At 67.7% G+C, this 21,749-nt stretch carries 16 protein-coding genes; 11 read left to right on the top strand and 5 right to left on the bottom strand.

What is annotated here, in order from left to right; translation table 11 throughout:
* Nucleotides 1-32 precede the first annotated feature (32 nt).
* Nucleotides 33-1,553, bottom strand: coding sequence for a CoA-acylating methylmalonate-semialdehyde dehydrogenase (locus tag BDI24065_RS03500; protein ID WP_175030033.1), 1,521 nt, complete (start codon nucleotides 1,551-1,553; stop codon nucleotides 33-35).
* Nucleotides 1,554-1,665: 112 nt separating this feature from the next.
* Between BDI24065_RS03500 and BDI24065_RS03505 the strand changes: the two genes are divergently transcribed.
* From BDI24065_RS03505 to BDI24065_RS03535, 7 genes are all read left to right on the top strand, one after another.
* Nucleotides 1,666-2,601, top strand: a complete 936-nt coding sequence (locus BDI24065_RS03505) for a LysR family transcriptional regulator (RefSeq protein WP_175030034.1) — start codon at nucleotides 1,666-1,668, stop codon at nucleotides 2,599-2,601.
* A 117-nt stretch (nucleotides 2,602-2,718) separates the two neighbouring features.
* Nucleotides 2,719-2,946 (top strand): sulfurtransferase TusA family protein, encoded by a 228-nt coding sequence (locus BDI24065_RS03510; RefSeq protein WP_006402122.1) that lies wholly within the window; start codon nucleotides 2,719-2,721, stop codon nucleotides 2,944-2,946.
* 195 nt (nucleotides 2,947-3,141) lie between these two features.
* Nucleotides 3,142-3,564: a peptidase gene (locus BDI24065_RS03515; RefSeq protein ID WP_175030035.1), complete on the top strand. Its 423-nt coding sequence runs from the start codon at nucleotides 3,142-3,144 to the stop codon at nucleotides 3,562-3,564.
* A 268-nt stretch (nucleotides 3,565-3,832) separates the two neighbouring features.
* Nucleotides 3,833-4,537: a response regulator transcription factor gene (locus BDI24065_RS03520; RefSeq protein ID WP_006490421.1), complete on the top strand. Its 705-nt coding sequence runs from the start codon at nucleotides 3,833-3,835 to the stop codon at nucleotides 4,535-4,537.
* Nucleotides 4,534-5,895: a FecR family protein gene (locus BDI24065_RS03525; protein WP_175030036.1), complete on the top strand. Its 1,362-nt coding sequence runs from the start codon at nucleotides 4,534-4,536 to the stop codon at nucleotides 5,893-5,895. The genes BDI24065_RS03520 and BDI24065_RS03525 overlap by 4 nt, the downstream gene beginning before the upstream one ends.
* 10 nt (nucleotides 5,896-5,905) lie before the next feature.
* Nucleotides 5,906-8,293, top strand: a complete 2,388-nt coding sequence (locus BDI24065_RS03530; RefSeq protein ID WP_175030037.1) for a CHASE2 domain-containing protein — start codon at nucleotides 5,906-5,908, stop codon at nucleotides 8,291-8,293.
* Between the two features lie 37 nt (nucleotides 8,294-8,330).
* Nucleotides 8,331-8,945: a DUF4136 domain-containing protein gene (locus tag BDI24065_RS03535; protein WP_175030038.1), complete on the top strand. Its 615-nt coding sequence runs from the start codon at nucleotides 8,331-8,333 to the stop codon at nucleotides 8,943-8,945.
* Nucleotides 8,946-9,005: 60 nt separating this feature from the next.
* On the opposite strand, the gene galU is transcribed toward BDI24065_RS03535, so the two are convergent.
* Entirely contained in the window at nucleotides 9,006-9,890 is an 885-nt protein-coding gene (galU, locus tag BDI24065_RS03540) for a UTP--glucose-1-phosphate uridylyltransferase GalU (protein ID WP_175030039.1), read from the bottom strand.
* An 87-nt stretch (nucleotides 9,891-9,977) separates the two neighbouring features.
* Entirely contained in the window at nucleotides 9,978-12,845 is a 2,868-nt protein-coding gene (locus BDI24065_RS03545; RefSeq protein WP_175030040.1) for a valine--tRNA ligase, read from the bottom strand.
* Between the two features lie 213 nt (nucleotides 12,846-13,058).
* Between BDI24065_RS03545 and BDI24065_RS03550 the strand changes: the two genes are divergently transcribed.
* Together BDI24065_RS03550 and BDI24065_RS03555 are read left to right on the top strand one after the other, a co-directional pair.
* Nucleotides 13,059-15,422, top strand: a complete 2,364-nt coding sequence (locus BDI24065_RS03550; protein ID WP_175030041.1) for a UvrD-helicase domain-containing protein — start codon at nucleotides 13,059-13,061, stop codon at nucleotides 15,420-15,422.
* Nucleotides 15,419-16,216, top strand: coding sequence for a 5'-methylthioadenosine/adenosylhomocysteine nucleosidase (locus BDI24065_RS03555; protein WP_175030042.1), 798 nt, complete (start codon nucleotides 15,419-15,421; stop codon nucleotides 16,214-16,216). Before BDI24065_RS03550 ends, BDI24065_RS03555 begins: the two co-directional genes overlap by 4 nt.
* Nucleotides 16,217-16,290: 74 nt before the next feature.
* Here BDI24065_RS03555 and BDI24065_RS03560 read toward each other — a convergent pair whose 3' ends face one another.
* Nucleotides 16,291-17,529 carry an MFS transporter gene (locus BDI24065_RS03560; RefSeq protein ID WP_175030043.1) on the bottom strand — a complete coding sequence of 413 codons (1,239 nt, stop codon included), beginning with the start codon at nucleotides 17,527-17,529 and terminating at the stop codon, nucleotides 16,291-16,293.
* 407 nt (nucleotides 17,530-17,936) lie between these two features.
* Here BDI24065_RS03560 and BDI24065_RS03565 point away from each other — a divergent pair, with 407 nt between their 5' ends.
* A complete protein-coding gene (locus BDI24065_RS03565) occupies nucleotides 17,937-19,610 on the top strand; it encodes a methyl-accepting chemotaxis protein (RefSeq protein WP_175030044.1) in 1,674 nt (557 codons plus the stop codon).
* A gap of 186 nt (nucleotides 19,611-19,796) precedes the next feature.
* A complete protein-coding gene (locus BDI24065_RS03570) occupies nucleotides 19,797-20,825 on the top strand; it encodes an EpsG family protein (RefSeq protein ID WP_175030045.1) in 1,029 nt (342 codons plus the stop codon).
* Nucleotides 20,826-20,861: 36 nt separating this feature from the next.
* On the opposite strand, the gene BDI24065_RS03575 is transcribed toward BDI24065_RS03570, so the two are convergent.
* On the bottom strand, nucleotides 20,862-21,737 hold the full coding sequence (locus BDI24065_RS03575; protein ID WP_011351755.1) for an efflux RND transporter periplasmic adaptor subunit: 876 nt from the start codon (nucleotides 21,735-21,737) through the stop codon (nucleotides 20,862-20,864).
* Nucleotides 21,738-21,749 lie beyond the last annotated feature (12 nt).

A 21,749-nucleotide genomic window follows, 5' to 3' on the forward strand; every position in this document is an offset into this window, starting at 1 on the left:
GACAAATCGGCGGGCGGCGTGCCGTAGGGTCGTTACTTCGCGGTCGGCATCGCGAATTCGGCACCCTTGCCGATGCTCGACGACCAGCGCTGCATCACCGACTTCTGGCGCGTGTAGAAGCGCACGCCTTCCTCGCCGTACGCGTGCATGTCGCCGAACAGGCTCTTCTTCCAGCCGCCGAAGCCATGCCACGCCATCGGCACCGGAATCGGCACGTTGATGCCGACCATCCCGACCTGGATGCGCCGTGCGAACTCGCGCGCGATTCCGCCGTCGCTCGTGAAGCACGACACGCCGTTGCCGAATTCGTGCGCGTTGATCAGGTCGACCGCTTCGCCGAAATCCTTCACGCGCACGCAGCCGAGCACGGGCCCGAAGATTTCTTCCTTGTAGATGCGCATGTCGGGCGTCACGTGGTCGAACAGCGTGCCGCCGGTGAAGAAGCCGGCCTCGCGGCCCGGTACGCGCAGCCCGCGGCCGTCGACCACCAGTTGCGCGCCTTCGTTCACGCCTTGCTCGATATAGCCTTCGATGCGCTTCAGTGCATCGCCGGTGACGATCGGGCCCATCTCGACTTCCGGCGACATGCCGTCGCCGATCACCAGCTTGCGCGCGCGCTCGGCCACCAGCGGCACGATCTTGTCCGCGACGTCGCCAACCAGCACCGCGACGCTGATCGCCATGCAGCGCTCGCCGGCCGAGCCGTACGCGGCGCCGATCAGCGCATCGACGGCCTGCTCGAGGTTCGCGTCGGGCATCACGACGAGGTGGTTCTTCGCACCGCCGAGCGCCTGTACGCGCTTGCCCGACTGCACGGCGCGCTGCTGCACGTAGGCCGCGATCGGCGTCGAGCCGACGAAGCTGACGGCCTGCACGTCGGGGTGGTCGAGCAGCGCGTCGACCGCGCCCTTGTCGCCCTGCACGACGTTGAACACGCCGGCGGGGAGGCCGGCCTGCGTGAGCAGGTCGGCGATGAACAGCGCCGCTGACGGATCGCGCTCGCTCGGCTTGAGCACGAACGTGTTGCCCGTCGCGATCGCGACCGGGAACATCCAGCACGGCACCATGCACGGGAAGTTGAACGGCGTGATGCCCGCGACGACGCCGAGCGGCTGACGCATCGTCCAGTTGTCGATGCCGGTGCTGACCTGGTCGGTGAAGTCGCCCTTCAGGAGCTGCGGCACGCCGCAGGCGAATTCGACGATGTCGATGCCGCGGGCGACTTCGCCCTGCGCGTCGGAGAACACCTTGCCGTGCTCGGCCGTGATGATCGCCGCGAGTGCGTCGCGGTGCTCGTTCATCAGTTGCAGGAAGCGGTGCATCACGCGCGCGCGGCGGATCGGCGGCGTCGCGGCCCAGGCCGGGAACGCGGCGTGGGCCGACGCGACGGCCTGCTGCACTTCGCTGTCGTCGGCGAGCGCCACGCGGCGCACCGCGCGGCCGAGCGCCGGGTTGAGGACGTCCTGGAAGCGGCCGCTGCGGCCGGCGACGGGCGCGCCGTCGACATAGTGGCCGACGTCGGCGTCGGAGGTGTACGCGGGAACCGGATTCATCGTGTCTCCTGGGGATCGGGTGGGGTGGACAGCACCAAGTCTAGGCAAACGGGCAGGGCGGGAGAAGGCCGCGCAGCTTGATTCACTGTTCAGAATTCTGAATAATCACTGGATGAATCAGCAAAATGTCCAGGCGCTCTGGCCGCATATCCATTCGCTGACGGTGCTGGCCGCAGCCGGCAGTTTCACGGCTGCCGCGCAGCGGCTCGGCATCAGCAAGGCCGCGATGAGCCAGCGCATCGCCGATCTCGAAAAGGCCGCCGGCGTGCCGCTCGTGCGACGGACGACGCGCAGCGTGCGGCTCACCGACGCGGGCCAGACGCTCGTCGACAGCACGCGCGACGCGTTCGAGTCGATCGGGCAGCACTTCGCGCGCGTGAAGGACCTGGCCGGGGAGCCGCGCGGCCTGCTGCGCGTGACGGTGCCGGTCGCGCTCGGGCGCCAGCAGGTCGTGCCGCACCTGCCCGATTTCCTGCGCCAGCATCCGGGCGTGCAGATCGAGCTCGACCTGTCGGACCGGCTGCATTCGCTGACACAGGAGGGCTTCGATCTCGCGATCCGCCATACGACTACCGCGCCGCAGACTCACGTCGCGTGGAAGCTGTGCGACACGCGCTCGCTGCTCGTCGCGAGCCGCGACTATCTCGACGCGCGCGGCGCGCCGCGGCACCCGAGCGAACTCGTCGAGCACAGCTGCCTGTGCTACCTGCGCGACAACGAACCGGCCGCGTGGAGCTTCGAGCCGGACGGCCGGCGGCGCGAGCGGGTGAGCGTGCCGGTGCGCGGCAGCTTCGCGGCAAACAACAGCGAGGCGATGCGCGAGGCCGCGCTCGGCGGGCTCGGCATCGCGCTGCTGCCGGATTTCAGCGCGCAGCGCGATCTCGACGCCGGCCGGCTCGTCGCGCTGCTCGACGGCTGGCGGCCGTCGGGCGCGTTCGGCGACCACATCTTCGCGATCCGCCCGTACAGCCCGGTCGTGCCGAGCGCGGTGCGTGCGCTCGTGCGGCACCTGCGCGAGCGGCTCGCGGGCGGCTTCTCGGGCACCTGAGCCCGGTGTCCGCGGGCGTCGGGCCGCTGGCGGACCGGGCAGGCACGGCGGCGCTGCGGTAAAATCACCGCTTCTTTCCGCGCCTTGAATGGCGCGTCATTCGAAGGTCGACAGCCGATGCAGATTCACAAGGAAGTGGACGCGCGCGGGCTCAATTGCCCGTTGCCGATCCTGCGAGCCAAGAAAGCGCTCGCCGATATGGAAAGCGGGCAAATCCTCAAGGTGCTCGCGACCGATCCGGGCTCGCAGCGCGATTTCGCCGCGTTCGCGAAGCAGACGGGCAACGAGATCGTCGAATCGACGACGCAGGACAAGACCTTCGTGTTCCTGATGCGCCGCCGCTGACGGCTCGCATCACGGCGCCGGCAGCGCCTGGCGCCGGCCACACTTTTCTGACAATTCTTAAACCTCGCTTCGTGATCGGCTGCGTATACTGACCCGGCCGGTCGTCCGCTCCCAGCGGATGCGCCGGCCACGGTACGTCGTACGGCGGGCACGGGGGCCATGCCTGACGCTACCGTCGTACAACGGGGAGAGGACATGTCCTTCAGACCAGGGACCATTCGAAGTCCGTCCGGAGCGGAACGCAGCGTATCGGGACTGAGCCGTATCGAGCTCGACCCGCAACAGGATCGCCACGCGCGTGCCGCGCTGGAGGCCTACGCGGATTCGGCCGCGGCCGAGATGCCGTGGCTGGCCGAGTGGCTCGACGAACGGCTGCGCGATGCCGCGCAGGACGACGGCTCGGGCCTGACCTACTGCGGTGCGACGATCGAGCGCGTGTTCGATCTGGCGCAGGCGTGGGCGGCGAGCCAGCCGGACTACGCGGCCACCGCGTGGGAGCGCGTGCGCGGCCAGCTGCAGCGGATGCTGGTACAACCGGCGCGTCCGGAGCCGCTGTCGCGGCGTGTGCCGGCCGACGATGTTGCCGAGCCGGTGGCGGGCATCACGGGCGCCGATTAGGCGCTCGATTGCGCGGCAGGAAGGATTATTCGAAGAAAAGACGGTAGTCCGCGCAATTTATTGGCGAATTTCATACTACTATGATGAAATCGCCGGTTCGTCCGTGCCCCGTTTTTGAGATATTTAGCCGGGGTCGCCGGTTTGCGCAGGTGGCGCGAGCGGCGAACGACGGCTCGCCGGCCGGTATCCGGAAGCCGCGCGCGTGCTGCGCGGCCGGGTGGGGGCGGGGAGCTGAACAGGACGAATCGATTTCGATTTGCGGGGTGCTATGAGAATTGCTGTACTGGATGACGATCCGGCCCAGACGGATTTCGTCAGTCAAACGCTGACGGCCGTTGGCCATACGTGCTATGCGTTCAAGGAAGGCAAGGCCCTGAAGAAGCGTCTGCAGCGCGAGACGTTCGATCTGCTGGTGCTTGACTGGAACGTGCCCGACATGTCCGGCGAGGAAGTGTTGAAGTGGGTGCGTGCCAATCAGACCGAGCACAGCCTGCCGATCATCTTCATGACGAGCCGCGACGACGAGGCGGGGATCACGCAGATCCTCAACGCCGGCGCCGACGATTACGTGGTCAAGCCCGTGTCGGGCCCGATCCTGCGCGCGCGCATCGGCTCGCTGCTGCGCCGCGCGTATCCGGTCAATGCCGAGGCCACCGTTCGCGAATTCGATCAATTCCGTTTCGACGTGAACCTGAAGCAGGCTTACGTCGGCGACAAGGCCGTGAGCCTCACGCAGAAGGAATTCGAACTCGCGCTGCTGCTGTTCCAGCACCTCGACCGGCCGCTGTCGCGCGCGCACATTCTCGATCTCGTGTGGAAGCAGGCGACCGACATCCCGTCGCGCACGATGGATACGCACATCTCGATGCTGCGCACCAAGCTCGGCCTGCGGCCCGAAAACGGCTATCGCCTCGCGCCGATCTACGGCTACGGCTACCGGCTCGAGCGGGTCGGCCAGGGAGAACCGGAGTGACCACGGGAATCACGCAGCGCACGGCGAACCTGCGCACGGTCGCGCTGCGCGCAGCCTGCGCGGTCGCGTTTGCGTTCGCCGCGCAGCATGCGGCTGCCCAGCCGCCCGCGGCGGCGGGCAAGATGGTCGTCTACCGCACGCAGGCGGGCGACACGCTGTACGACGTCGCCGCGCGCTACCTGCAGGGCGCGGACGACTGGCAACTGCTTCAGCAGATCAACGGCGTGCCCGCACCGAAACACCTGCAGCCCGGCATTGCGTTGAAGCTGCCGGTGGCGCGTCTGCGCAAGGAAAAGCTGACCGCGCGCGTCATTGCGGTGCAGGGCACGGCCGAACGCGCGTCCGGCGACGCCTTTGTGCCGCTCGCGAACGATGCGACGCTCGCCGAGGGCGACCGCGTGCGCACGGGCCCGAACGGCTTCGTGACGCTCGAGCTCGCCGACGGCACGCACATGAGCCTGCCGCCCGACAGCCAGCTCGACCTGAAGGCGCTGCGCCGCACGGTGCTGACCGGCACGCTCGATCGTGAGTTCGAACTCACGCGCGGCTCGGTCGACAGCGAAGTCACCCATCTGAAGAAACGCGACGATCGCTTCCAGATCCGTTCGCCGTCGGTCGTGGCCGGCGTGCGCGGCACGCACTTTCGCGTGAATTACGACGCGGCCGGCAATGCGTCGACGCGCGTCGAAGTGCTCGACGGCACCGTCGGCGTCGCGGGCGATCGCCAGCCGGCCGGCCCGACGCTCGTGCATGCGAATTTCGGTAGCGTCGCGACATCGTCGGGCGCGGTCGGCGCGCCTGTCGAACTGCTGCCCGCACCGGCGCTCGCGCATCCCGACAAGGTGCAGGACGAACCGGACGTCGTGTTCGACGTCGCAGCGCTCGCCGACGCGCATGCGTACCGTGTGCAGCTCGCGCACGACGCGGGGCTGCTCGACCTGTTCCGCGAAACGCGCACCGATTCGCCGCGCGCGGTGTTCCACGACGTACCGAACGGGAACTACTTCGTGCGGGTCGCCGCGATCGATGCGAACGGTCTCGAGGGCCGGCCGCGCACGTATGCGTTCGAACGCCGCGTGATGGGGCTCGACGCGAGCGCGTCGCCCGGTGCGGGCGGCTACGAGTTCCGCTGGTCGCCGAACGGTTCGGGCAAGGATGCGCGTTACCGGTTCGTGCTGTCGCGCTCGAAGGACCTGAGCGCGCCGGTCGTCGACCAGGTCGGCCTGCATGCGCGCCAGATCTCCGTCGCGCACCTGCCGCCGGGCGATTATTTCTGGGCCGTGACCGTCGAGGAGTTCGAAGGCGGCAAGTTCTACGAGAAGACCAGTCCGGTCAGCGCGTTCACGCTGTCGCGCTGATTCGCGGCGCATGAAACCCGACTCCGTTTCTCCACGGCGGCACCTCGGCCGCCGCTTCCTGATCGAATGGATCGCGATCGGCTGCCTCGGGGTCGCCGTGATCCTCGCGTGCGCGGTCGGCCGCCTGTCGGCGAGCGTCGACGGCCTGGTCTACGACCGGCTGCTGATGCTGCGCAGCCTGCCGCTGTCGCCCGACGTCGTCGTCGTCGACATCGACAACCAGAGCGTGTCCGCGCTCGGCCGCTGGCCGTGGCCGCGCGACGTGCATGCGCGGCTGCTCGACACGCTGGCGCGTGCGCAGCCGGCCGCCGTCGTCTACGACGTGCTGTTTACCGAACCGTCTTCGGAAGATCGCGCATTCGCCGACGCGATGAGCCACGTGCCGACCTTCCTGCCCGTGCTGCTGAGCCCCGAGCAGGCGGACGGCACGCGCGTGGTCGATCCGCCGGTGGCCGCGCTCGCGGCGCGCGCGGTCGGGCTCGGCCACATCAACCTCGAAGTCGACCGCGACGGCATCGTCCGCAGCGTGGCGCTGTACGAAAGCGACGGCCGCGTGCGCTGGCCGCAACTGATGGTGCCCGTGTATCGCGCGATCCAGGGCGGCCAGCTGCATCCGGTCGGCGGCGCACCGGGCGCGAACGCGCACGACCTGTCGCGCGACGCGACTGGCGAGGGCCGCTACCTGATCCCGTTCAGCCGCAACACGCCCGCGTATCCGACGCTGTCATTCGACGACGTGCTCGAAGGGCGCGTGAAGCCCGACGCGCTGCGCGGCAAGATCGTCGTCGTCGGCGTGACGGCGTCGGGGCTGTACGACCGCTTCGCCACACCCGTATCCGGCGAGTTCGGGCCGCTCGCCGGCGTCTATATCCATGCGAACGTGCTCGACATGCTGGCGACCGGCAGCGCGATCTCGCCCGCGTCGCGCGCCGGGCTGTTCGCCGCGTCGCTGCTGCCGCTCGCCGCGTTGCTGGGCGGTTTCCTGATGCTGTCGCCGTGGCGCGCGCTGCTGCTGACGCTGAGCCTTGCCGCGCTGTCGGTCATCGCGAGCATGGCGCTGCTGTTCGAGGCGCGCATCTGGCTGTCGCCGGCGCCCGCGATCTTCGGGCTGGTCGCGGTCTACCCGATCTGGAACTGGCGACGCCTGGAAATGACGATGTCGTACCTGCGCCGCGAGCTGCAGCGGCTCGCCGACGAGCCGCACCTGCTGCCCGAGGCGCCGCGCACGCGCAGCGTCGGCGGCGACGTGCTCGAACGGCAGATGGCGCTGATGGCGCAGGCCGCGCAGCGCGTGCAGGACATGAAGCGCTTCGTGTGGGACAGCCTCGACAGCATGCCCGAGCCGATCTTCGTGACCGACCTGGCCGGCACCGTGCTGATCGCGAACCATGCGGCCAAGCGCTACGGGTCACGCCTCGCGCTGCCGCTGCCGGAAGGGCGGCCGCTGCGCACCGCGCTCGGCGAGCTGACGTTCATGAAGACCGTCGACGGCAACGCCGAACACGAGGTGGCAATCCGCGAGCACTGGCCGGCCGTGCTCGACCCGACGCTCGAGGCCGAACACGACGCGATGGCGCGCGGCATCGAGGTGCGCGATCGCGACGGGCTCGACCATCTGCTACGCTACGCGGCTTGTACGAACGCGCAGGGCCGCGTGACGGGCTGGATCGCCGGCCTCGTCGACGTGACCGAACTGCACGCGGCCGAGCGGCAGCGCGAGGAAGCGCTGCACCTGCTGTCGCACGACATGCGTTCGCCGCAGTCGTCGATTCTCGCGCTCGTCGAAATCGAGCGCGATCGCGCCGACACCGACGCGATGCGCGGGCTGCTCGCGCGGATCGAGCGCTATGCGCACCGCGCGCTGTCGCTGGCCGACGAGTTCGTGCAGCTGGCGCGCGCGGAGTCGCAGGTGTACCAGCTGGAAGCGACGAGCCTCGTCGACGTGCTGATCGATGCGAGCGACGAGGTATGGCCGCAGGCGCAGGCGAAGCACATCCGCGTCGACACCGACGTCGGCACCGACATGTGCTGGGTGCGCGCGGACCGCTCGCTGATCACGCGCGCGTTCGTGAACCTGCTGAACAATGCAGTCAAATACAGTCCGTCCGATACGGTGATCACGTGTACGCTGGCGGTCGAGCACGCGTCGAAGCGGATGTTCTGTACGATTCGCGATCAGGGATACGGCATTGCGCCGGAAGATCAGCGGCATCTGTTCGAGCGTTTCAAGCGGTTCCATGCCGGCGAGCGGCCCGAGATCTCGGGCTCCGGGCTCGGCATGGCATTCGTGAAGACGGTCGTCACGCGCCATGGGGGCAGCGTGTCGGTCGACAGCGAGGTGGGTGTCGGCACCGCGGTGACGGTGTCGTTGCCCGCGATCGACGAGCCGTCCGCCTGACAGGGCCGGGCGTGACGGCAGGCATTTGGGGAAAGCCATGAGAAAGGAATGGGCAGCGACCGCGCTGGCGGCGTCGCTGTTGACGGGTTGCGCCGGCGTGACGAGCGGCGTGAGTGCGGTCGGGCAGCCGAACGCGTTCGCATCCGATGCGCACGGCTACGATTTCGTGCGGACGGCCACGCAGGCCAATGATGCCGAATACCGGCAGATCGAGACGCTCGTGCGCGACGAACTCGCGCACCGCGGCTTCGATGCGAAGCCGCTCGCGGCCGCGCGCTACCGGCTGTCGATCGCGTATGCGACGCAGCCGGCTTCGGTCGCGGCGATCGCCGACGGATGCGGTGCCGCGAGCAGTGCATGCGTGACGGTCGACGGGCCGGCGCCGTTCGCGCTGCCGTTCATGGGCCGCGTGTATCGCCATGTGCTGACGCTGCGTTTCGTCGACGCGAAATCGGGTGCCGACGTCTACCGCGTATCGGCCGCGCTGCGCGATCGCGATCCCGGCACGCAGCAGGCCGCGCCGGCACTCGTGAAGAGCGCGCTGGCGAAGGTGCCGTTCGGCGACGGCGGGGGCTGGCTCGTCAAGACGAAAAAAGACGACGCGGGCGGGATGCCGGGCGTCGTCTCGGTGAAGCCGGCCGAAGCGCGCTGAGCGTCGGCCGGTGAGGTGAGGGCGGGCTCGCCGGAGTGAGCCCTGGTGCCCTTGCCGCGTTCAGTCGGTGGGGTGTGCGCCGTCGCGCGCGCGCAGGTACGCGTCGAATTCCGCGCCGACTTCCGCGTGGCGCAGCGCGAATTCGACCGTCGCCTTCAGGTAGCCGAGCTTGCTGCCGCAATCGTAGCGCGTGCCCTGGTACTTGTAGGCCAGCACTTGCTCATCGGCGAGCAGTGCCTGGATCGCGTCGGTGAGCTGCAATTCGCCGCCCGCGCCGGGCTTCAGCGCACGCAGGTGCTCGAAGATCCGCGGCTTCAGGATGTAGCGGCCGACCACGCCGAGGTTCGACGGCGCGACTTCCGGCGCCGGCTTTTCGACGATCGCCGACATCTTGACGATCGACTCTTCCCACTCCTTGCCGTCGACGATCCCGTACGACTTCGTCTCCGACGGCGGGATCTCTTCGACGCCGATCACCGAGCTGTGATAGTGGTCGAACACGTCGACCATCTGCTTCATCACGGGCGGGTTGCCGTCGAGCAGGTCGTCGGCGAGGATCACCGCGAAAGGGTTGTCGGCCACGAGCTTTTCCGCGCACAGCACCGCATGACCGAGGCCGAGCGCTTCCGGCTGGCGCACGTAGAAGCAGTCGACATGGCTCGGCTTGATGCTGCGCACGAGCTCGAGCAGCTTTTCCTTGCCGCGCGCCTCGAGTTCGGCCTCGATCTCGTACGACTTGTCGAAGTGATCCTCGATCGCGCGCTTGCTGCGCCCGGTGACGAAGATCATCTCGGTAATGCCGGCGGCGATCGCTTCCTCGACCGCGTACTGGATCAGCGGCTTGTCGACGACCGGCAGCATTTCCTTCGGGCTCGCCTTCGTTGCCGGGAGGAACCGCGTGCCGAGACCGGCCACGGGGAACACCGCCTTGGTAACTTTCAACATGATCGAACCTTTATTCCTGTAATCGACTTGTCAGATGGTCTATGTTCACGTCCCCATTATAGTGAACGCAAACGACCTTACCCTTTGTTACGCAGGCAACCGATCGAGCTGCGCGCGCAGTTTCTCGAGCGTGCTCTGGAATTCCGCGACGCGCTTCTGCTCCTGTTCGACCACGGCCGGCGGCGCTTTCGCGACGAATGCCTCGTTGCCGAGCTTTGCATTGCACTTCGTGATCTCGCCCGTCAGGCGCGTGATTTCCTTCGACAGGCGCTCGCGTTCGGCCGCGACGTCGATCTCGACCTTCAGCACCAGCTTGTTCGGCCCGACGATCGCGATCGGCGCGCCGTGCGCTTCCTTGTCGAGCGTCGCTTCGTCCGCGAGGATCTGCACTTCCGACAGGCGCGCGAGGGCCTGAACGTACGGCGCGAACGAGCGCAGGCGCTCGGCATCGCCGGCTGCGAGCAGCGGCACCTTGGTGGCCGGCGACAGGTTCATCTCGCCGCGCAGGTTGCGGCACGCGTCGACGATCGCCTTCAGGTCGGCCGCCCACTGCTCGGACGCCTCGTCGATCTTCTGCAGGTTCGCGATCGGGTACGCCTGCGTCATCAGCGACGCTTCGCCCTCGGCCTTGCCCTGCGGATAACGACCGGCCAGCGGCGCGACCTTCTGCCAGAGCGCTTCGGTGATGAACGGGATGATCGGGTGCGCGAGGCGCAGCACCGTTTCGAGCACGCGCAACAGCGTGCGACGCGTCGCGCGCTGCTGTTCCGGCGTGCCGTTCTGGATCTGCACCTTGGCGAGTTCGAGATACCAGTCGCAGTACTCGTCCCACACGAACTTGTAGATGCCGCTTGCGATGTTGTCGAAGCGGTAATCGGCGAAGCCCTTCGCGATGTCGGCCTCGGTGCGCTGCAGCAGCGACACGATCCAGCGGTCGGCCGCCGAGAAGTCGAGGTAGCCGCCCGGGCCGCAATCGCCCGCGCCGCAGACTTCCGGCTTGTCGCTGCCGCAGTCGTGGCCTTCGCAGTTCATCAGCACGAAGCGCGTGGCGTTCCACAGCTTGTTGCAGAAGTTGCGATAGCCTTCGCAGCGCGCGAGGTCGAAGTTCACGTTGCGGCCGAGCGTCGCCATCGACGCCATCGTGAAGCGCAGCGCATCGGTGCCGAACGCGGCGATGCCGTCCGGGAATTCCTTGCGGGTCTTCTTCTCGATCGTCGCGGCCTGCTTCGGGTTCATCAGGCCCGTCGTGCGTTTCGCGACCAGCGTGTCGAGGTCGATGCCGTCGACGATGTCGATCGGGTCGAGCGTGTTGCCCTTGCTCTTCGACATCTTCTGGCCTTCCGCGTCGCGCACGAGGCCGTGCACGTACACGGTGTGGAACGGCACCTTGCCCGTGAAGTGCGTGGTCATCATCACCATCCGGGCGACCCAGAAGAAGATGATGTCGAAGCCCGTGACGAGCACCGACGACGGCAGGAAGTGCTTCAGTTCCGGCGTTTCGTTCGGCCAGCCGAGCGACGAGAACGGCACGAGCGCCGACGAGAACCACGTGTCGAGCACGTCTTCGTCACGCTTGAGCGCGCCCGTATAGCCTTGCGCGTCGGCCTTCGCACGGGCGTCTTCTTCGTTGCGCGCGACGAACACCTCGCCGTTTTCGCCGTACCACGCGGGAATCTGGTGACCCCACCACAGCTGGCGCGAGATGCACCAGTCCTGGATGTTCTCGAGCCACTGGTAATAGGTGGTCGTCCAGTTTTCCGGGACGAACTTGATCTGGCCGTTGCGCACGACGTCGAGCGACGTTTCCGTGATCGACTTGCCCGGATTGAACGTGCCTTCCGGCGCCGGCTTCGTCATCGCGACGAACCACTGGTCGGTCAGCATCGGCTCGATCACGACGCCCGTGCGGTCGCCGCGCGGCACCATCAGCTTGTGCGGCTTCACCGAGTCGAGGAAGCCCTCGGCATCGAGGTCGGCGACGATCGCCTTGCGCGCGTCGAAGCGGTCGAGGCCGCGGTACTGCTCGGGGCCGTTGTCGTTGATCTTCGCGTCGAGCGTCAGGATCTCGATCGGCGCGATCTTGTGGCGCTGGCCGACCTGGTAGTCGTTGAAGTCGTGCGCGGGCGTGACCTTCACGACGCCCGTGCCGAACTCGCGGTCGACGTAGTCGTCGGCGATCACCGGAATTTCGCGGCCCGTCAGCGGCAGCGTGACGAGCTTGCCGATCAGGTGCGCGTAGCGCTCGTCTTCCGGGTGGACCATCAGCGCGACGTCGCCGAGCATCGTTTCCGGACGCGTCGTGGCGACGGTCAGCGAGCCCGAGCCGTCGACGAGCGGGTAGCGGATGTGCCACAGGTGGCCGTTTTCCTCTTCGCTCACGACTTCGAGGTCCGACACGGCGGTCAGCAGCACCGGATCCCAGTTGACGAGGCGCTTGCCGCGGTAGATCAGGCCCTGTTCATGGAGCGTAACGAACACGTCGCGCACGGCGGCCGACATCTTGTCGTCCATCGTGAAGTATTCGCGCGACCAGTCGGGCGACGCGCCGAGGCGGCGTACCTGGCCGGTAATCGTCGAACCCGATTTTTCCTTCCATTCCCACACGCGCTCGACGAACTTCTCGCGGCCGAGGTCGTGGCGCGACACGCCCTGCGCGTCGAGCTGGCGCTCGACGACGATCTGGGTCGCGATCCCCGCGTGGTCGGTGCCCGGCACCCACAGCGTGTTCTCGCCGAGCATCCGGTGGTAGCGGGTGAGGCCGTCCATGATCGTCTGGTTGAACGCGTGGCCCATGTGCAGCGTGCCCGTCACGTTCGGCGGCGGCAACTGGATCGAGAAATCGGGGCGGGCCGGGTCGAATGCCGGGGCCGCATAACCGCGCTTTTCCCACTCCGGCCCCCATTGGGACTCGATGGTGTGGGGCTCGAAACTCTTCGCAAGCGTGTTGTCGCTCATGTTGGAAATCTGCCGAAAAATGCGTGAATTGGATGCCGAATCTGACAATTATAAATGGATGCACATCGAGCAGCCATCGCGTTGCCGGCGCGGGCCCGTCGCGGCGCGGTCGCCGCGTGCCTGCGACGTGCGGTTGAACGGATCGGGAACGGCATCGCGCGGCCGACTTATAATGTCGGGTCCGCATTTTTCTCGCTCGTCCGCCGCCGCTCCATGCCCGATCTGCTCGCCAATCTGAACCCCGAACAACTCGCCGCCGTCACGTTGCCGAACGAACCGGCGCTGATCCTCGCAGGGGCGGGCAGCGGCAAGACCCGCGTGCTGATCACCCGCATCGCGTGGCTGATCCAGCAGGGTTACGCATCGCCGCCCACCGTGCTCGCCGTGACCTTCACGAACAAGGCCGCGCGCGAGATGATGGCGCGCCTGTCGGCGATGATGCCGATCGACACGCGCGGGATGTGGATCGGTACGTTCCACGGCCTGTGCAACCGGATGCTGCGCACGCACTGGCGCGACGCCGGCCTGCCGCAAACCTTCCAGATCCTCGACACCGCCGACCAGCTGTCCGCGATCAAGCGGCTGATGAAGGCGGCGAACGTCGACGACGAGAAGTACCCGCCGAAGAACGTGCAGTACTTCATCAACAACGCGAAGGAGCAGGGGCTGCGTCCCGACAAGGTCGACGCGACCGACAACTTCAACCGCAAGTTCGTCGAGCTGTACCAGGCGTACGACCAGCAGTGCCAGCGCGAGGGCGTCGTCGATTTCCCCGAGCTGCTGCTGCGCTGCTATGAACTGCTCGCGTACAACGCACCGCTGCGCGCGCACTACCAGGCGCGCTTCCGGCACATCCTCGTCGACGAGTTCCAGGACACCAACAAGCTGCAGTACGCGTGGCTCAAGATGCTCGCGGGCGGCGAGAACGCGATCTTCGCGGTCGGCGACGACGACCAGTCGATCTACGCGTTCCGCGGTGCGAACGTCGGCAACATGCGCGACTTCGAAGACGAATTCCGCGTGCGCAACCTGATCAAGCTCGAGCAGAACTACCGGTCGCACGGCAACATCCTCGACGCGGCGAACCAGCTGATCTCGAACAACGCACACCGCCTCGGCAAGAACCTGCGCACCGACGCGGGTCACGGCGAGCCCGTGCGCGTGTACGAGGCGAGCACCGATTCGCAGGAAGCCGGCTGGATCGTCGAGGAGATCCGCTCGCTGATCAACACCGGGATGGCGCGCAGCGAAGTGGCCGTCCTGTATCGCAGCAACGCGCAGTCGCGCTCGATCGAGCACACGCTGATGTCGTCGGGCATCCCGTACCGCGTGTACGGCGGCCTGCGCTTCTTCGAGCGCCAGGAAGTGAAGCACGCGCTCGCGTACCTGCGCCTGATCGACAACCCGAACGACGATACCGCGTTCGTGCGCGTCGTGAACTTCCCGACTCGCGGCATCGGCGCGCGCTCGATCGAGCAGTTGGCCGACGCCGCGCGCCTGTACGGCTGCTCGATGGCCGCCGCGATTCCGTACGTGACGGGCAAGGCCGGCACGAGCCTCGGCGGGTTCGCGAACCTGGTCGCGAAGATGCGCGCCGACACGCAGCAGATGAACCTGCCCGACACCGTCGAGCACATCGTGCGCGCCAGCGGCCTCGCCGATTTCTACCAGGGCGAGCGCGAAGGCCAGGACCGTCTCGAGAACTTGCAGGAACTCGTGAACGCGGCCACCGCGTTCATCGCCGAGGAAGGCTACGGGCTCGACACGCCGGCCCGTTCGATTCCGCTGCGCGCGGGTGCGATCGCGGCGCCCGAGCTCGGCACCGCGACGGACGATCCGGCGGTCGACGTGCTCGATCCGGTATCGCCCGCCGACCCGGCACAGAACCCCGACACGATGACGCCGCTTGCCGGCTTCCTGTCGCATGCGTCGCTGGAGGCAGGCGACAACCAGGCGCAGGCCGGGCAGGACGCCGTGCAGCTGATGACGGTGCACGCGGCGAAGGGGCTCGAATTCTCGGCGGTGTTCATCACGGGCCTCGAGGAAGGGCTGTTCCCGCACGAGAACAGCGTGCTCGAATCGGACGGCCTCGAGGAAGAGCGCCGGCTGATGTACGTCGCGATCACGCGCGCGAAGGAGCGGCTCTACCTGTCGTTCGCGCAGAGCCGGATGCTGCACGGCCAGACGCGCTACAACGTGCGCTCGCGCTTCTTCGACGAACTGCCCGAACACGTGCTCAAGTGGCTGACGCCGAAGGTCGAGGCCGGTTCGCGCTGGGGCGGCCGGTCGGACAACGCCGGGTACGGGCGCGACTGGTTCGCGCGGCCGGGCGGCGGCAGCCGCGAGCAGATCGTCGACCCGGCCGTCTCCGCGCCGCTGCCCGCGTTCGCGAACAAGCAGCGCGCGGCCGACACCGGCTTCCGGGTCGGCCAGCAGGTGTTCCACACCAAGTTCGGCGAAGGTACGGTTACCGCGCTCGAAGGCAACGGCACCGATGCGAAGGCGCAGGTGAAATTCAAGCGGCACGGCGAGAAGTGGCTCGCGCTCGCGGTCGCGAAACTGCAGGCGGTGGAATGATGGGCATCGACATGAACGTGACGCCTGCGGCCCGCCCGCTCGGCATTCTGGCCGCGCTGCCCGAGGAGCTCGGCGACCTGATCGCCGCGATGCGCGCCGACGGCGCGATGAAGACGGTCACCCTCGGCCGCCGCGATTATCACGTCGGCACCGTGCACGGCGCGGCCTGCGTCGTGACGCTCGCACGGGTCGGCAAGGTCGCGGCCGCAGCGACGGTCAGCGCGCTGATCCACGTGTTCGGCGTGTCGGGCGTCGTGTTCACCGGCGTCGCGGGTGGCGTGTCGCGCACGGTGCGCGTCGGCGATGTCGTCGTGGCCGATACGTTGCTGCAACACGATCTCGACGCGTCGCCGCTCTTTCCGCGCTACGAAGTGCCGCTGCTCGGCATCACGCGTTTCGCAACGGACTCGGTGCTGACGGCGCGCTTGCGGGCCGCGTGCACGGCATTCGTCGCGGAAGAGGGCGCGCAGTTCGCCGCGCGCTTCGGCCTGGCCGGTGCGACGCTGCATGCCGGTCTCATCATCAGCGGCGATCGCTTCGTGTCGAGCGAGCGCGAGGTCGTCGCGCTGCGCGACGCGCTGCCGGATGCGCTCGCGGTCGAAATGGAAGGCGCCGCGATCGCGCAGGTATGCGCGGAGCACGACGTGCCGTTCGCGCTCGTGCGTACGATCTCCGATACGGCCGACGATCACGCGACGCAGTCGTTCTCGCACTTCCTGTCGGCGATCGCGAGCAGCTATTCGTCCGGCATCCTCAAGCGCTTCCTGACGCTGCATGCGACGACGGCGGCCTGAAGCCGCCGTCGTTTTCTTCATTCCTTCATTCGAGCCGTTCGACCGGCCGCGGCGCGCACGCCGCGGCCGCCTCGTCACGCCTTCTTGCGCCGGCTGCTTTCGAGGTTCGGCAGGAACACCGTCAGCACGCCGATCAGTGGCAGGAACGAGCACACCTTGTAGACGAACGTGATGCTCGTCGCGTCGGCGAGCTGGCCGAGCACGGCCGCGCCGACCCCGCCGAGGCCGAACGCGAAGCCGAAGAACAGCCCCGCGACCATCCCGACCTTGCCCGGCATCAGCTCCGTCGCGTAGACGAGGATCGCGGCGAACGCCGATGCCAGCACGATGCCGATGATCACGGTCAGCACGCTGGTCCAGAACAGGTTCGCGTACGGCAGCAGCAGTGTGAACGGCGCGACGCCGAGGATCGACACCCAGATCACGTACTTGCGGCCGATCCGGTCGCCCACCGGCCCGCCGATCAGCGTGCCGGCCGCCACGGCCGCGAGGAACACGAACAGGTGGATCTGCGCGGCCTGCACCGACAGGTGGAACTTGTCGATCAGGTAGAACGTGAAATAGCTGTTGATGCTCGCGAGGTAGAAGTACTTCGAGAACACGAGCAGCACCAGCACGCCGATCGCACCCATCACGCGGCCGCGCGACAGCGTCGGGTGGCCGGTCGCCGCGGCCTTCTTCTTCATCGACGGATGCTTCTTGTACCAGTGGCCGATCTGCGTGAGCACGATCATCGCGACGAGCGCGGCCGCCGAGAACCACGCGATGCTGTGCTGGCCGTGCGGAATGATCACGAGCGCGGCAAGCAGCGGCCCGAGCGCGGAACCCGCGTTGCCGCCGACCTGGAACACCGACTGCGCGAGCCCGTGCTGGCCGCCCGACGCCATCCGCGCAACACGCGACGATTCGGGGTGGAACACCGACGAGCCGCAGCCGACGAGCGCCGCGGCCACCAGCAGCATCGGGAAACTCGTCGCGACCGACATTAGCAGCAGCCCGGCGAGCGTGAAGCCCATGCCGACCGGCAGCGAATACGGTTTCGGACGCTTGTCGGTATAGAGGCCGATGAGCGGCTGCAGCAGCGAAGCGGTGATCTGGTAGGTGAGCGTGATCAGGCCGATCTGCGCGAACGACAGCGCGAACTGGCTCTTGAGCATCGGATAGATCGCGAGGATCAACGACTGGATCATGTCGTTGAGCATGTGCGAGAAGCTGATCGCGCCGAGCACCGGGTAGACGGTGCGGGCGACGGGTGGCGCGGACGGCTGGGCGGTGGCTGCGCCGGCGGAGCCGGTGTCGAGGCTGGTTTCCATGTGAGAGCTGAACGAGTTGAGGTGGCGGGCGCGCTCTGCTGGGGATCGGCGCGTCTTGAATCGTTGCTGCGTCAAAGAAGTGTAATGTGGCGTATTGAGAATGTCAGGACAAGTTTTGTCGTGAATCGGACATTCATCTGACGGATCGCACGGTGCGCATTTTTTTGACCGGGTATAACGCTGGCGGCGCGCCTGCCCGTCAGCGGAGGGGGCGCCTGGGGCCGATGCGTGGTTTACCGGACTCAAGAAACGGCGGTGGCGGCCGTAGAACGACCCAATGACAACAGGCGCGCCGCGCCCGGCACCGGCTATCCGCCGTGCGGGCGCAGGACGCGCGGCATGGCCAGCCATCGCGGGAACGCCGGGACCGACCTTTCCGGCCGCGTGATCAATACGGGGATAGTTCGATGAAAGCAGCATCTTTGCATCCACAGCCAGGTGCGGCCGCCGCCGCACCCGACGTTGCCGCCGGTCGCACCGCACGGCGCCTGCGGGCGACGCGTCGCGAGCGCCGGCCGTGGACCGTCAAGGCGACGTTGCGCGCCGCATTCGCGATCCTGCTGGCCGGCACGCTGGCGATCGGCATGTTTTCGCTGTGGCAGATCAGCCGGCTGAATGCGTCGATCGCGTCGGTCTACGAACAGGGCCACGTCGCGAGTCGTGCGGCCGAGGAGGTGCGGGCCGAAGTGCTGCGCGCGAGCCGTGCGCAGAAGATGCTGTTGACTGCGACCACGGCGAAGGAGCGCGACGAACTGGGCGCGGAGGTTGGCGCGGGGCTCACGTCGATCGGCCAGGCGCTCGGCACGCTGCAGCGCTACGCGGATCCGGCCGATGCCGACGATTCGGCGCGGCTGCGCGCATTCTCGACGGCGGTCGGCACGTGGAGCGCGCATCTGCGCGATTTCGTCGAACTCGTGCGCGCGCAGCCGCTCGACCTGTCGCAGATGAACTGGCAGGTCGGTACGCAGGACGTGTCGCTGCTGGTCGAAACCGGCAAGCTCGAGAAAATCGTCGCCGAACTCGTGAAGACGCGCGGCGCGAAGTCGAAGGCGACGCTCGATGCGTCCGCCACCATTTTCTCGTCGTCGTTCGCGATGATCGCGGGGATGACGGTTGCGCTGATCGTGCTCGCGATCGTGATCGCCGAGCGCGTCGTACGCCGTCTCGCATCGCAGCTCGGCGGCGAGCCCGCGCATGCGAAGGCGATCGCCGCGGACATCGCGCGCGGCGACCTGACGCGTCCGATCAAGCTGGGCCGGCACGACCGCGACAGCATGGTGCGTGCGCTCGCCGAGATGCAGACGGGACTCGCGGCGACCGTCGGCGAGATCGCCGTCAGCGCCGAGGCGATCGCGGCCGCGTCGGGCGAGATCTCCACCGGTAATCTCGACCTGTCGAAGCGCACCGAGCAGCAGGCCGTCGCGCTCGAGCGCACCGCGGCCAGCATGGAGCAGCTCACGTCGACCGTACGGCAGAACGCCGAGAACGCGCGGCAGGCGAGCTCGCTCGCGGCCAATGCGTCGGCCGTCGCGGAGACGGGCGGGGAAGTCGTCGGGCGTGTGGTGGCGACGATGAGCGAGATCGACGACAGCGCGAAGAATATCCGCGACATCATCGGCACGATCGAGGGGATCGCATTCCAGACCAACATTCTCGCGTTGAACGCAGCGGTCGAAGCCGCGCGTGCCGGCGAGCAGGGGCGCGGCTTCTCGGTGGTCGCGGGCGAGGTCCGCCTGCTCGCGCAGCGCGCGGCGACCGCGGCGAAGGAGATCCGCGCGCTGATCGGCGCGTCGGTCGAGCGCGTCGCGAACGGTGCGGCGCTCGCGCACGATGCGGGTCGCACGATGGGCGACGTCGTGCGCGCGGTCAAGCGCGTGACTGACATCATCGGCGAAATTTCCGCAGCATCGGACGAGCAGAGCGCCGGGATCGACGAAATCGGCCGCGCGGTCACGCAGATGGACGCCGGCACCCAGCAGAACGCGGCACTCGTCGAGCAGGCGGCTGCCGCTGCGAATGCGCTCGACGAGCAGGCGCAGGCGTTGAAATCGCTGGTCGGGCGTTTTCGCATCGCGGCCTGAGCGCCGCGCGGTCGCGGGCTGGCCACCCGCGCCGCGCGCATTCCGCCGCTCGTCCGTTGTTCGTTGACAAAACCGGCAGTCACGTGGCGCGCAATCCCCTACAATGCGTTTTCACGCAATTGGGGGCAGAACCTGCGGCGCGCATCGACACCGGTGCGGCCGCTCGCGAGCGGGCCATTCATAACAATGACAACGACGATTTACCTGAGCGGATACCTGTGCATGCTCGTCTCCGCCGCGATCGGCCTGCGTACGCGCATGCCTGCGTGGCGATGGCTCGCGGCCGGTATCGCACCGGCCGCCACGTTCGCCGTGCTGCGCGGCCGAACGGGCACCGACACGGCGATTTACCAGAACATCATCGCCGGCATCTGGAGCGGCAACCTGAAGGTCGTGCCGCGCACGCTCGAGCCTGGCTTCGTGTGGCTCGTGCGCGCGCTCGAATGGGTCGGGCACGATCCGCGCATCGTGACGGCGATCCTGTCACTGCTGATCGTCATCGCATGTGTCGTCGCGTTCGGGCGGACGGCCGAAGACGCGTGCGTGTTTGCCACGCTGATCTTTCCGCTGTTCTTCTACGACATGGCGATGAGCGGGTTGCGCTACGGTCTGGCGTTCTGCGCGGCCAAGATCGCGTCGGACGCGTGGGCGCGCAGGCGGCATGGCACGTCGATCGCACTGACTGCCGCGGCTGCCGGCATGCACGTGTCGGCAGTGCTGCTCGTCGTGCTGCTGCAGGTGCGGCGGCTGAAGCTGTTGCGCTATGCGGGGCTGGCGTTCGCGATCGGCGGCGCGCTGTTCGCGATGCATCACGACGCGCTGCTGGCGAAATTCGGCCTCTATGCGACGTTCACGCCGCCGGCGCAAATGTCGGGCAGCGCGCCGCTCGTGCTCGCGCTGCTGACCCTCGCGGCCGGCTGGGTGCTGCTTGCTCGCATGCCGCGCACGCTCGTGTTCCTGTTCTTGTGCGAGATCGCGAGTTTCGCGCTCGCACGGGTCAGCTATGCGGGGCTGCGCTTCCAGTGGCTCGTGCTGTTCGCCATGAGCTGCCAGTTCGTGCCGCTGCAACGCGTGCCGACCGTGCGGCGCCAGTATGTGATCGCCGCGCTCGTCGTGATCGGCGCCATTGGCTTCGCGATGCGCTTGCGCAACATGCTTGGCGAATCGGGGCTTGGCCCGTCGCCGTTCCTGCCTTACCGGTTCTTCTGGGAATGACGCAGCCGGGCGGGGTGCCGCCCGGCCGTACCACGCTTACGACTTTTTCTGCTTGTCGGGATCGATGATGACCGTGCAGGTCGTGCCTGCCGACAGCACCACGTCGGCCGGCACGTCGTCGATCTTGATGCGCACCGGCACGCGCTGCGCGAGGCGCACCCAGTTGAAGGTCGGGTTCACGTCCGCGACGAGGTCGCGGCTTTGCGGGTTGTCGCGATCGTAGATGCCGCGCGAAATGCTTTCGACGTGGCCCTTCATCACGCCGCCGCTCATCAGCCGCATCTCGGCCGGCGCGCCGATCTTCACGCGCGGCAACTTGGTTTCCTCGAAGTAGCCGTAGACCCAGAACGAGTGGCTGTCGACGATCGCGAGCTTCGCCTGGCCGGCCACCGCGTAGTTGCCCTTGAACGTCTGCAGGTTCGTGATGTAGCCGTCGACCGGAGCGACGACGCGCGTGCGCTCGAGGTTGAGCTTCGCGGCATCGAGCGCGGCGATCGCCTGCTGGTACTGCGCATCGGCGCTCGACGCGCTGTGTGCCGCGTTCTCGCGGTTTTCCTTCGACACGACGAGCGCATCGAGATCGGCGCGGCGGGCCGCGTCGTCGCGGCGCATCTGCAGTTCCGCACGGCGGGCGGCGACGGCCGCTTGCGCCTGCTCGACCGCGATCTGATAGTGCGACGGGTCGATCTGCATGATCAGGTCGCCTTTCTTGACGAGCTGGTTGTCATGCACGGGCAGCTCGACGATCGCGCCCGACACGTCGGGCGCGACGTTGACGATCTCGGCGCGCACGCGCCCGTCGCGCGTCCACGGGTCGTCCATGTAGTGCACCCACAGCGAGCGCCCGATCAGGATCGCGACGAGAAGGATGACGGCGGTCGCGACGAAGCCGAAGAGTTTTCTGAGAATCATGATGGTTCGGAA

This window comes from Burkholderia lata, from assembly GCF_902499025.1.
Lineage (GTDB): Bacteria > Pseudomonadota > Gammaproteobacteria > Burkholderiales > Burkholderiaceae > Burkholderia > Burkholderia lata_C.

Excerpts from the sequence above, each read along its gene's own strand:
- BDI24065_RS03500 (WP_175030033.1), bottom strand. The coding sequence starts at position 1,553 with ATGAATCCGGTTCCCGCGTACACCTCCGACGCCGACGTCGGCCACTAT.
- BDI24065_RS03505 (WP_175030034.1), top strand. The coding sequence starts at position 1,666 with ATGAATCAGCAAAATGTCCAGGCGCTCTGGCCGCATATCCATTCGCTG.
- BDI24065_RS03510 (WP_006402122.1), top strand. The coding sequence starts at position 2,719 with ATGCAGATTCACAAGGAAGTGGACGCGCGCGGGCTCAATTGCCCGTTG.
- BDI24065_RS03515 (WP_175030035.1), top strand. The coding sequence starts at position 3,142 with ATGTCCTTCAGACCAGGGACCATTCGAAGTCCGTCCGGAGCGGAACGC.
- BDI24065_RS03520 (WP_006490421.1), top strand. The coding sequence starts at position 3,833 with ATGAGAATTGCTGTACTGGATGACGATCCGGCCCAGACGGATTTCGTC.
- BDI24065_RS03530 (WP_175030037.1), top strand. The coding sequence starts at position 5,906 with ATGAAACCCGACTCCGTTTCTCCACGGCGGCACCTCGGCCGCCGCTTC.
- BDI24065_RS03535 (WP_175030038.1), top strand. The coding sequence starts at position 8,331 with ATGAGAAAGGAATGGGCAGCGACCGCGCTGGCGGCGTCGCTGTTGACG.
- galU (WP_175030039.1), bottom strand. The coding sequence starts at position 9,890 with ATGTTGAAAGTTACCAAGGCGGTGTTCCCCGTGGCCGGTCTCGGCACG.
- BDI24065_RS03545 (WP_175030040.1), bottom strand. The coding sequence starts at position 12,845 with ATGAGCGACAACACGCTTGCGAAGAGTTTCGAGCCCCACACCATCGAG.
- BDI24065_RS03550 (WP_175030041.1), top strand. The coding sequence starts at position 13,059 with ATGCCCGATCTGCTCGCCAATCTGAACCCCGAACAACTCGCCGCCGTC.
- BDI24065_RS03555 (WP_175030042.1), top strand. The coding sequence starts at position 15,419 with ATGATGGGCATCGACATGAACGTGACGCCTGCGGCCCGCCCGCTCGGC.
- BDI24065_RS03560 (WP_175030043.1), bottom strand. The coding sequence starts at position 17,529 with ATGGAAACCAGCCTCGACACCGGCTCCGCCGGCGCAGCCACCGCCCAG.
- BDI24065_RS03565 (WP_175030044.1), top strand. The coding sequence starts at position 17,937 with ATGAAAGCAGCATCTTTGCATCCACAGCCAGGTGCGGCCGCCGCCGCA.
- BDI24065_RS03570 (WP_175030045.1), top strand. The coding sequence starts at position 19,797 with ATGACAACGACGATTTACCTGAGCGGATACCTGTGCATGCTCGTCTCC.
- BDI24065_RS03575 (WP_011351755.1), bottom strand. The coding sequence starts at position 21,737 with ATGATTCTCAGAAAACTCTTCGGCTTCGTCGCGACCGCCGTCATCCTT.